We start from the raw sequence: 8,132 nt of genomic DNA on the forward strand, positions 1-8,132 counted from the left end.
GATTTACGCCACGGCATGTCGCATTCGGTCTTGCTTACCGCTTTCCCTTGCGGTCATTATTCTCCTCACAAGAAACAAGAAAAACGACCGTAAGGTCGTACCAACAGAGTGAGGAACTCAACATGTCGAATGAACTGGAATATCTCAGCCGGCGCGTCGCGTCCGGCAAACTGAGCCGTCGCGATTTTCTCGGCCGGGCGGCGGCGCTCGGCGTCACCGCGACCTTGGCCAACTCGCTCCTTTCGAGCGCAGCCCGCGCCGCCGGTCCGGTCAAGGGCGGCACGCTGAAGGCCGGCCTCGTCGGCGGCGAGTCCACCAACAGCCTCGACCCGGCGCTGATGATGACGCAGGTGCCGTTCGCCTTCGGCAAGTGCTGGGGCGAAATGATCGTCGAGCTCTCGCCCGAGGGCAAGCTCGAGAACCGCATCGCCGAGGAGATCGGCTCGTCGGACGACGCCAAGGTGTGGACGCTGAAGATCCGTGACGGGGTCGAATTCCACAATGGCAAGACGGTAACCGCGGAAGACGTGGCCGCCACGCTCGAGCGTCATTCCGACGAGAAGTCGAAGTCCGGCGCGCTCGGCTACATGAAGGGCATCGAGACCATCAAGGCCAGCGGCAAGGAAGTCGTGCTGACCTTGAAGGAGGCGAACGCCGACCTGCCCTACCTGCTCAGCGACTACCACCTGATCGTCCAGCCGAACGGCGGCAAGGACAAGCCCGATGCCGGCATCGGCGCCGGCCCGTACAAGATCGTGACCAACGAGCCTGGTGTTCGCCATGGCGGCGAGCGTTTCGCCAATTACTGGCAGGGCGACAAGATGGGCCATGCCGACCAGATCGAGGTCATCGTCATCAACGATGCCACGGCGCGCACGTCTGCCCTGCAGGGCGGCCAGGTCAACATGATCAACCGCGTCGAGCCGAAGATCGTCGACCTGATCAAGCGTCTGCCCGGTGTCACCATCCGCAACCATGCCGGCCCCGGCCACTACGTGTTCATCATGCACTGCAACACCGCGCCGTTCGACAACAACGATCTCAGGATGGCGCTGAAGCTGGCGATCGACCGCGAGGAGATGCTCGACAAGATCCTGCGTGGCTATGGCTCGCTCGGCAACGACTTCCCGATCAACGCGTCCTATCCGCTGTTCACCGAGATCGAGCAGCGCAAGTACGACCCCGACAAGGCCAAGTTCCACTACAAGAAGTCGGGGCACGACGGCACCGTGCTGCTCAGGACCTCGGATGTCGCCTTCCCCGGCGCCGTCGACGCCTCCCAGCTCTTCCAGCAGAGCGCGGCCAAGGCCGGCATCAAGATCGAGCTCAAGCGCGAGCCCGGTGACGGTTACTGGAACGAGGTCTGGAACAAGCAGCCCTTCTCCGCCTCCTATTGGGGCGGCCGCTCGACCCAGGACCAGATGTATTCGACCGCCTATCTGTCGACGGCCGATTGGAACGACACGCGTTTCAAGCGCCCGGACTTCGACAAGATGGTGCTGGCGGCGCGCGCCGAACTCGATGAGACCAAGCGCAAGCAGATGTATCACGACATGGCTGTCATGGTGCGCGACGAGGGCGGCCTCATCCTGCCGATGTTCAATCAGTTCATCGACGCGACGGGTGCCAAGGTCGGCGGCTGGGTCGACGATCCGCATCAGGAACTGATGAACGGCTACGCTTTGGCGAAGTGCTGGCTCGAAGCCTGAGCTTGGCCTTGCGGATATGTCCTCACCCATCGTGAAACTGGTGGCCCAGCGCGTTGCGCTGGGCATCCTTCTCTTGTTGGCCGTCTCGGTCCTGATCTTTGCCGGCACCCAGATCCTGCCCGGCGACGTCGCGCAAGCCATTCTCGGACAGTCGGCGACGCCGGAGTCGCTCGCCAATCTGCGCGAGCAGCTCGGCCTCAACCAGCCGGCCTATGTCAGGTATTTCCACTGGCTGGGTGGCGTATTGACCGGCGATCTCGGCACGGCGATGTCGAGCGGCCAGGACATTGCGACATCGATCAAGGGACGGTTGTGGAACACGCTGTTCCTCGCCTTCTGGGCGGCAATCGTGGCGGTGCCGCTGGCGATCATCCTCGGCCTGATTGCGGTGCGCTACCGCAATGGCTGGGTTGACAAGCTGATCTCCGGGCTGGCGCTCGCCTCGACGTCGTTTCCCGAGTTCTTCATCGGCTATGTGCTAGTCTATTTCTTCGCGGTGAAATGGCAGATCTTTCCCGGCATCTCGACCGTCTATGACGGCATGCCATTCGGCGAGCGGATGCAGGCGATCGCGCTGCCGGCGACGGCGCTGACGCTGGTGGTGCTCGCCCATATGATGCGCATGACGCGCGCGGCGATCCTCAACGTCATGCAGTCGGCCTATGTCGAGACGGCGGAACTGAAGGGCCTGTCGGCCTTCAACGTCATCCGCAAGCATGCCTTTCCAAATGCCATCGCGCCGATCATCAATGTCGTCATGCTCAACCTCGCCTACCTGATCGTCGGCGTCGTCGTGGTCGAGGTGATCTTCGTCTACCCCGGCATGGGACAGTATCTCGTCGACCATGTCACCAAGCGCGACGTGCCGGTGGTGCAGGCGGTCGGCCTGATCTTTGCCGCCGTTTACATCAGCCTGAACATCATTGCGGACATAGCGGCCATCATCGCCAATCCGCGTCTCAGACATCCGAAGTGAGGGAGCGGGCATGCTCGATATAAAACGCATCCCCATCCCGGCACTGATCGGCATCGTGCTGACGGCGCTGTTCGTGCTGGCGGCGATCTTCGCGCCGTTGATCGCGCCGTACGGCAATGCCGAGATCGTCGGCGACGTCTGGGAACCGATGTCGGCGACCCATTTGCTGGGCACCGACAATCTCGGCCGCGATCTGTTGTCGCGCATGGTCTACGGCGCCCGCATCACATTGTTCATCGCGGTGCTGGCCACCGCGCTGTCGTTCTCGCTCGGCGCCATCCTCGGCTTCTCGGCGGCGGTTTTCGGCGGCTGGTTCGACACGCTGCTGTCGCGCCTTGTCGATCTCCTGATGTCGATCCCGACGCTGATCATGGCTCTCGTCGTGCTTTCGGTGCTGCCGACCAACCTGGTGACGCTGATCCTGGTCATGGGCGTTCTCGACTCGACCCGCGTCTACCGGCTGTCGCGCGCGGTCGCCGTCGACATCAACGTCATGGATTATGTCGAAGCGGCGAAGCTGCGCGGCGAAAACGAGGCCTGGATCATCTTCCGCGAGATCCTGCCCAATGCGCTGTCGCCGCTGGTCTCGGAACTCGGGCTGCGTTTCATCTATGCGGTGCTGTTCCTGTCGACACTGTCCTTCCTTGGCCTTGGCGTACAACCGCCTGACGCCGACTGGGGCGGCATGGTAAAGGAAAACAAGGACGGTATCGTCTTCGGCATAGCGGCAGCCCTCATCCCGGCGGCGGCGATCGCGGCACTTGCGATCTCCGTCAATCTGGTTGCCGACTGGGTGCTCAACCGCACGACAAGCCTGAAGGGAGGACGCGGGTGATGGCTGACAACAAAGCGAAATCCGGCCTCCTGCTCGACATCCGCAATCTGCGCATCGAAGCCACGGTGTTCCCGCCGGGTGAAGCGCCGAAGAACATCGTGCTTGTCCATGACGTCTCGCTGACGCTCGAGAAGGGCAAGGTGCTCGGTCTCATCGGCGAGTCCGGCGCTGGCAAATCGACCATCGGCCTGTCGTCGATGGGCTATGGCCGCGGCGGCGTGCGCATCACCGGCGGCGAGGTCATCCTCAATGGCCGCGACATCCTCAAGGGCGGCAAGGAGGGTTTTCGCAAATTGCGTGGCCGCGAGGTCTGCTATGTCGCGCAATCGGCGGCGGCGGCCTTCAACCCGGCGCACAAGCTGATGGACCAGGTGGTGGAAGCCACGCTGCTGCATGGCACGGCGACACGGGCAGAGGCCGAGAAACGGGCCGTTGCGCTGTTCAAGAAGCTCAGCCTGCCTAACCCCGAAAGCATCGGCGAACGCTTTCCGCACCAAGTGTCCGGCGGCCAGCTGCAACGCGTGATGACGGCAATGGCGCTCTGCTCGGAGCCCGACCTGATCGTCTTCGACGAGCCGACCACGGCGCTCGACGTGACGACCCAGATCGACGTGCTGGCGGCGATCAAGGACGCCATCCGCGACACCCATGTGGCGGCGCTCTACATCACCCACGACCTTGCCGTCGTCGCCCAGGTCTCGGACGAGATCATGGTGCTGCGCCACGGCCGGCTGGTCGAATGGGGCGGCACGCGCCAGATCATCAAGGAACCGCGCCAGGAATACACCAATGCGCTGGTCTCGGTGCACGAGATAGAACACCAGGAGCAGAACCCCGGCACGACGCCGTTCCTGTCGGTCAAGAAGGTTACCGCCGCCTATGGCCGCAGCCACATCAAGGTGTTGAAGAACGTTTCCGTCGATATCTATCCCGGCCAGACCCTGGCTGTCGTCGGCGAGTCCGGCTCCGGCAAGTCGACGCTGGCGCGGGCCATCACCGGGCTGTTGCCGCCGGAAGAAGGCACCGTCACTTTCGACGGCAGGCCGCTTGCCAACAGGCTTGCCGACCGGCCGAAGGAGGATCTGCGCCAGTTGCAGATGATCTACCAGATGGCCGACGTGGCGATGAACCCGCGCCAGACCGTCGGCACCATCATCGGCCGGCCGCTCGAATTCTATTTCGGCATACGCGGCCGCGAGCGCGACAAACGCGTCGCCGAACTGCTCGACAAGATCGAGATGGGCAAGGGTTTCATCGACCGCTACCCGGCGGAGCTCTCCGGCGGCCAGAAGCAGCGCGTCTGCATTGCCCGCTCGCTCGCCGCCAAGCCGAAACTGATTATCTGCGACGAGGTGACTTCGGCGCTCGACCCGCTGGTGGCCAACGGCATATTGAAGCTGCTGCTCGAGCTGCAGAAGGAAGAAAGCGTCGCCTATCTGTTCATCACCCACGACCTGGCGACGGTGAAGTCGATCGCCGATTCGATCGCGGTGATGTATCGCGGCGAGGTGGTGCGCTACGGCGCCAAGAGCAAGGTGCTGGCACCACCCTTCGACGCCTACACCGACCTTCTCTTGTCCTCGGTTCCCGAAATGGAGATCGGCTGGCTGGAAAAGGCGATCAAGGGGCGGCGCATGGCCAGCGCGGGGAATTAGCTCGGAAACGCCCATCGCTTCGTCATCCTGGGGCGGAGCAAGGAGCGAAGCGACGCAGCGCAGACCCCAGGATCCATGCCGCGACTTCAGAGCGCTGCTACGGTGCAGAATTCTGCTCCGCTGCGCCCTTCGACTGAGGTCACGGCATGGATCCCAGGGTCTCCGCGACGGAGCTTCGCTCCTGCTTCGCCCAGGGATGACGAAGTTCGGGGCTTCGGCCGATAGGGAACCGACAAAACATCGCCTTCGTCATCCAGATGCAATGCGGAACAGAAAAGATCGGCGCCAACGGTCGGTGCTCGTGGGACGCTGTCTGGAAAAGGGGTAGGAAAATGCAGAACGAACTCGATCATCTCGCTGATCTCGCCGGCAAGGGCCGGATATCGCGCCGCGACTTCCTCGGCCGCGCCGCGGCGCTCGGCGTGTCGGCGGCACTGGCACCGGCGCTGGCCGGCAAGGCCTTTGCGCAGACGCCGGTCAAAGGCGGCATCATCAAGGCAGGCCTGCAGGGCGGCGAATCGACCAACAGCCTCGATCCGGCTCTCAATCTCAGCCAGGTCACATACAGCTTCGGCAAGCAGTGGGGCGAATATCTTGTCCGGCTGACGCCCGACAACAGGCTGGAGAACCTCATAGCCGAGGAGATCGGCGCGTCCTCTGATGCCAAGACCTGGACGATCAAGGTCCGCGACGGCATCGAATTCCACAATGGCAAGACCGTCACCGCGGAGGACATCGCGGCCACCATCGAACGCCATGCCGACGAGAAGTCGAAATCCGGAGCACTCGGCATCCTGAAGAACATCAAGGGCGTCAAGCCGAGCGGCAAGGAAGTCATCGTCACGCTCGGCGATGCCGACGCCGACTTCCCCTATCTGATGGCCGACTACCATCTCCCCATCCAGCCGAACGGCGGCAAGGACGATCCGAATGCCGGCATCAGCGCCGGCCCCTACAAGGTCACCGTCAACCAGCCGGGCGTGCGCCATGGCGGCGAGCGCTTCGCCAATTACTGGCGCGGCGACAAGGCCGGCCATGCCGACCAGATCGAGATCATCGTCATCAACGACGCCACCGCACGGCTCGCCGCCCTGCAGGGCGGGCAGGTTCACATGATCAATCGTGTCGAGCCGAAAGTGGTGGACCTGGTCAAGCGCATCCCCGGCGTCAGCATCGAGAACGTATCGGGCAAGGGCTACTATCCGTTCAACATGTTCTGCAACACGGCGCCGTTCGACAACAACGATCTGAGGATGGCGCTGAAGCTTGCCATGGATCGCGACGAGATGCTGGAGAAGATCCTGCGCGGCTACGGTTCGGTCGGCAACGACTTCCCGATCAATGAAGCCTATCCGCTGTTTTCCAGCGACATCGAACAGCGCAAATTCGATCCGGAAAAGGCGGCGGCGCTCTACAAGAAGTCGGGGCACAGCGGCTCGGTCCTGCTGCGCACCTCCGACGTTGCCTTTCCCGGCGCCGTCGATGCCGCCCAGCTCTACCAGCAGTCCTGCGCCAAGGCCGGCATCAAGATCGAGATCAAGCGCGAGCCCGGCGACGGCTACTGGTCGGAAGTCTGGAACAAGCAGCCCTTCTCGCTTTCCTACTGGGGCGGGCGCGCCACGCAGGACCAGATGTATTCCACTGGCTATGTCTCGACCGCCGACTGGAACGACACGCGCTTCAAGCGGCCCGAGTTCGACAAGATGCTGTTTACCGCGCGTGCCGAGCTCGACCAGGCCAAGCGCAAGGCGATCTATCACGACATGGCGGTGGTGATGCGCGACGAGGGCGGGCTGATCGTGCCCTTCTTCAACCAATTCATCGACGCTGCCGCCACCAACAGGATCGGCGGCTTTGCCAAGAGCCCGATCGGCGAGATGATGGATGGCTACGCGCTTGGCGAATGCTGGCTGACCGCCGCCTGATCATAAGACGTGGGTCTGGGCCTGCCGCCATCGACCGGCGGCCCAGACCCTCATCCTTCCGATAAGACAATACGGAGCCGCCGGTGGCGCTGAAGACAAAACTGTTGCTCATCATCCTCGACGGCGTGCCTTACCGGAACTGGCGCCGGCTGATGGGCAATCTCGAAGGCTGGGTGCAATCGGGCGAAGCGCGCGTCTGGAAGATGCGCTCCGTGCTGCCGTCGACCTCGGCCTGCTGCTATGCCTCGATCCACACCGGCGTTTCGCCGCAGGTGCATGGCATTCTGTCCAACGAGAACAGGTTCCGCGTCGAACAGCCCGACATCTTCTCCGAGGTCAGCAAGGCCGGCGGCAGGACAGGCGCGGTCACCCATTCCTACTGGTCCGAATTCTTCCGGGCCTATCCGTTCGATCTGGTCGAGGACATGGAGTTCGACGAACCGGGCGGGCCGATCACGCATGGCCGGTTCCACACCATGACCGGCTACAATGCCCGCAACCAGATGACGCCGAGCGACGTCGACCTGTTCGCGACGCTGACCATGCTGACCAGGCGTCACGGCATCGACTACGGCATCCTGCACAGCTGCACGCTGGACTCGATGGGCCACCGCTTCGGCCACGACTGCCAGGAGATGGATCATGCCGTCTATGCGATGGACGGCATGCTGGCTGCCTTCCTGCCGGGCTGGCGGGACGCCGGCTACGAAGTGATCGTCACCGCCGATCACGGCCAGACCGACCGCGGCCATCACGGCGGCCATGACGACGAGATGCAGGATTTCGCTCTGTATTATTTCGGACAGGGCAAGGGGCCGGAAGCCGATACCCTGCTCAACCAGTTGCAGCTGGCGCCGACGGTGCTGAAGCGTCTCGGCGTACCGGTGCCGGCGACGATGAAGGCGAAACCGTTTCTGAGCTGAGTGACCGACTGCGACGTTGGCGTCCCCCCTCTCCCCGTCACTATACGGGGAGAGGGTAAGGGTGAGGGGCAGCGCCAACGTTCAGAATAGACATCGTGTGCTGGCGCCG

6 protein-coding genes are annotated in these 8,132 nt (G+C 63.1%); all 6 read left to right on the forward strand.

Features of this window, described 5'->3' with window-relative positions; translation table 11 throughout:
• Window positions 1-122 precede the first annotated feature (122 nt).
• Window positions 123-1,709: an ABC transporter substrate-binding protein gene (locus MESS4_RS01015; RefSeq protein ID WP_006325404.1), complete on the forward strand. Its 1,587-nt coding sequence runs from the start codon at window positions 123-125 to the stop codon at window positions 1,707-1,709.
• A gap of 16 nt (window positions 1,710-1,725) precedes the next feature.
• Window positions 1,726-2,685: an ABC transporter permease gene (locus tag MESS4_RS01020; protein WP_006325405.1), complete on the forward strand. Its 960-nt coding sequence runs from the start codon at window positions 1,726-1,728 to the stop codon at window positions 2,683-2,685.
• 10 nt (window positions 2,686-2,695) lie between these two features.
• Entirely contained in the window at window positions 2,696-3,520 is an 825-nt protein-coding gene (locus MESS4_RS01025) for an ABC transporter permease (RefSeq protein ID WP_006325408.1), read from the forward strand.
• Window positions 3,520-5,175, forward strand: a complete 1,656-nt coding sequence (locus MESS4_RS01030) for an ABC transporter ATP-binding protein (RefSeq protein WP_006325409.1) — start codon at window positions 3,520-3,522, stop codon at window positions 5,173-5,175. The genes MESS4_RS01025 and MESS4_RS01030 overlap by 1 nt, the downstream gene beginning before the upstream one ends.
• A 332-nt stretch (window positions 5,176-5,507) precedes the next feature.
• Window positions 5,508-7,100, forward strand: a complete 1,593-nt coding sequence (locus MESS4_RS01035; protein WP_006325410.1) for an ABC transporter substrate-binding protein — start codon at window positions 5,508-5,510, stop codon at window positions 7,098-7,100.
• Between the two features lie 83 nt (window positions 7,101-7,183).
• Window positions 7,184-8,023, forward strand: coding sequence for an alkaline phosphatase family protein (locus MESS4_RS01040; RefSeq protein ID WP_006325411.1), 840 nt, complete (start codon window positions 7,184-7,186; stop codon window positions 8,021-8,023).
• Window positions 8,024-8,132 lie beyond the last annotated feature (109 nt).

Origin of the sequence: Mesorhizobium sp. STM 4661 (genome assembly GCF_000359125.1) — a bacterium.
Taxonomy (GTDB): Bacteria; Pseudomonadota; Alphaproteobacteria; order Rhizobiales; family Rhizobiaceae; genus Mesorhizobium.

What these genes read in the sequence shown, in the direction of transcription:
- MESS4_RS01015 (WP_006325404.1), top strand. Translation starts at nt 123, where the DNA reads ATGTCGAATGAACTGGAATATCTCAGCCGGCGCGTCGCGTCCGGCAAA.
- MESS4_RS01020 (WP_006325405.1), top strand. Translation starts at nt 1,726, where the DNA reads ATGTCCTCACCCATCGTGAAACTGGTGGCCCAGCGCGTTGCGCTGGGC.
- MESS4_RS01025 (WP_006325408.1), top strand. Translation starts at nt 2,696, where the DNA reads ATGCTCGATATAAAACGCATCCCCATCCCGGCACTGATCGGCATCGTG.
- MESS4_RS01030 (WP_006325409.1), top strand. Translation starts at nt 3,520, where the DNA reads ATGGCTGACAACAAAGCGAAATCCGGCCTCCTGCTCGACATCCGCAAT.
- MESS4_RS01035 (WP_006325410.1), top strand. Translation starts at nt 5,508, where the DNA reads ATGCAGAACGAACTCGATCATCTCGCTGATCTCGCCGGCAAGGGCCGG.